2 protein-coding genes are annotated in these 2473 nt (G+C 33.9%); both read left to right on the forward strand.

All coding sequences use genetic code 11. From position 1 onward, the window contains the following. The first annotated feature begins 44 nt into the window (after positions 1–44). Positions 45–1463, forward strand: a complete 1419-nt coding sequence (locus N2712_07905; GenBank protein ID MCX8029900.1) for an NAD(P)/FAD-dependent oxidoreductase — start codon at positions 45–47, stop codon at positions 1461–1463. Then, positions 1460–2473: hypothetical protein (locus tag N2712_07910; protein MCX8029901.1), on the forward strand; the 1014-nt coding region annotated here is incomplete at its 3' end. The genes N2712_07905 and N2712_07910, both read left to right, overlap by 4 nt.

Raw genomic sequence — 2473 nt, forward strand, 5'->3', positions numbered from 1 at the left:
ATATTGTGGAGGGTGGAAGGTATTAACCTAAGGATAAAGAGATTATGAGTTCACGGAAATATGATGTTATCATTATCGGAGCAGGAATAGGAGGATTAACTTGCGGATGTTATCTTGCTAAGGCAGGGATGAAAGTACTTATTATTGAGCAGCATTACAAGGTCGGAGGCTACTGCACTTCTTTTGATAGAAAAGGATATAGATTTGATGCAGCAGTTCATTGTTTGGGTGGATTAGGTGCTCAGGGAAAACTTAGAGAGCTATGGGATGAGCTTGAATTAACTTATAATCTGAAATTAATACGGAATAATCCGCTAGATATTCTTAAAATACCTGGTTATTGTATAAGAATATTAAATAACATTGAAGAAACTAAAAACGAGCTACAACAGAACTTTCCTAAACAAGCAAAATGTATTGAGAAATTTTTTAAAGATGTCGTTGGACAGAGTTTTACAAAAATTTATTTCACCTGGAAAGGTAAAACATTCTCCGATGTTCTTAATTACTATTTTACCGATACTAATCTTAAATCTCTCTTAACCTTTCCTGTTGCAACAGTTGCATTACCCGCTTCTCGCTTATCTGCAATAGCTGGAATAAGTCTTTATAAGAATTTCGTTTTAGATGGAGGTTATTATCCCATCGGAGGAATGGACACAATACCACTAGCCCTTGAAAAAAAATTTTTAAAAAATGGGGGACAACTTCTTAAGTTATCGCCAGTAGTTAGAATAGAAAATCAGTCTAATAGGATTAAGGGAATATATACTCAACATAATAGTTTTTCAGCAAAATACTATGTTTCAGCCATTGATGTCAGAACAACTTTTTTGAAGTTGATGGAGAAGAAGTCAATTTCGTTAACATTTGTTCATACACTAAAACAGATGGAGTCAACAAAATCTTGTTTTTTAGTCTATCTGGGAATTGAGGATATGGTGAGTTTTGAACAAGGGACAAACATCTGGTTCTGTAAGTCCCGTAGAATAGATAGAGTATATGAAATGGTATATCAAGGAAAACTTGATTTAAAAAGTAGCTATATATTTATTCATATAAATCCCATGATTAGTTCACAAAAACGAGCGGTAGTTCTTTTTTTAACTACTCCATTTATTAATATTGATTACTGGGAGAGAAACAAGGAAAAGATAAAAGACAATATGATTAAACGTTCTTATGTTGCATTGCCAGAACTTAAAGGAAAAATAAGATGCATTGAAATTGCAACGCCGGTAACTTTAGAGAAGTACACTGGTAATCAAAATGGAGCTATGTATGGATGGGCACCTACCCCTCAGCAAGTTGAAAGGTCTATGCTTTCGAAATTACCTTTTGAGAACCTATTCTTATGTGGTCATTGGTCTACAGAAAGTTTTGGATATGGAGGTATAATGAAAGCTTTTTTAAGTGGTAAATTAACTGCTCTTAAGATAGTTGATAAAGAAAGTAGGAGATGAATATTTATGCATTTTCTTCTTTAGTAGCCGCAATATTTGTTTTTTTTATTCTTTTGTTAGTATTGTTAAAGGCAAATTGGCAAAAGGTTAGATTACTTTTCGGTGCTTTTTTATTCGTTCTCTTATGTTGGATAATATCTTGTTTTGTGCAAAGTTATACCTCTAAAAGTACTGAAGCGATTTTCTGGGATAAAATCTTATATTTGAGTATAACTTGGGCTCCTTTGATTTATCTTTATTTCATGGATTCTTTAAAAATAATTCTTCTCAGAAGGAAAATGAAATTTACATTGTGGCTATTTGCTGTCTTTTTTACTATTCTAAATTTGTCTTCTTGGCGACACCTTTTTATTAAAGGAGTAATCAAAAGATATCCTTTTCGTTTTATAGCACTACCTAACTTTCTTTGGTTTTTTCTTATTGTCTATTTTTCACTTATTGGGCTTGGGATCATTTATCTGTATATTAATTTCATAAGACAGACCAAATACGCTCTACGCCGCACCCAAGTTCAATATCTTCTTATTAGTTTTCTTATTCTGAGTGTCGGAGCCTACTTATATTTTGGTCTTGTTGTTAATATCAGAACACCACCGTTAGATAATTTACTTGTAGTGATATTTAGCATCATAACCACCTATGCAATCTCAAGATATCACCTCCTTGATATAAAACTAGCTTTTGTACGAGTTGCGTTATTTATAATAGTTTATTTACTTGTTTTAGGTTTGCCATTTGCACTGGGTGTATTTTACAATATTATTCTGGTAGGTAAATTCGGCTCCAAATGGTGGATGATTCCGTTAGTTTTAATGGCAATGTTAGCCACAATAGGACCATTTATATACCAATATTTGAGGGTAAAGACTGAAGAGTTTTTACTAGCAGAGCAGCGGCGTTATCAGCGGACGTTGCGGGAGTTGTCCAAGACGATGATGCGGATACGGGATTTAGAGCACCTGGTGAAAGCAGTGCTTCTGACGGTGGTCAACACGGTGAAGGTCTCGCAC

This window comes from Brevinematales bacterium, from assembly GCA_026415355.1.
GTDB lineage: Bacteria > Spirochaetota > Brevinematia > DTOW01 > DTOW01 > SKYB106.

Excerpts from the sequence above, each read along its gene's own strand:
- N2712_07905 (MCX8029900.1), top strand. The coding sequence starts at position 45 with ATGAGTTCACGGAAATATGATGTTATCATTATCGGAGCAGGAATAGGA.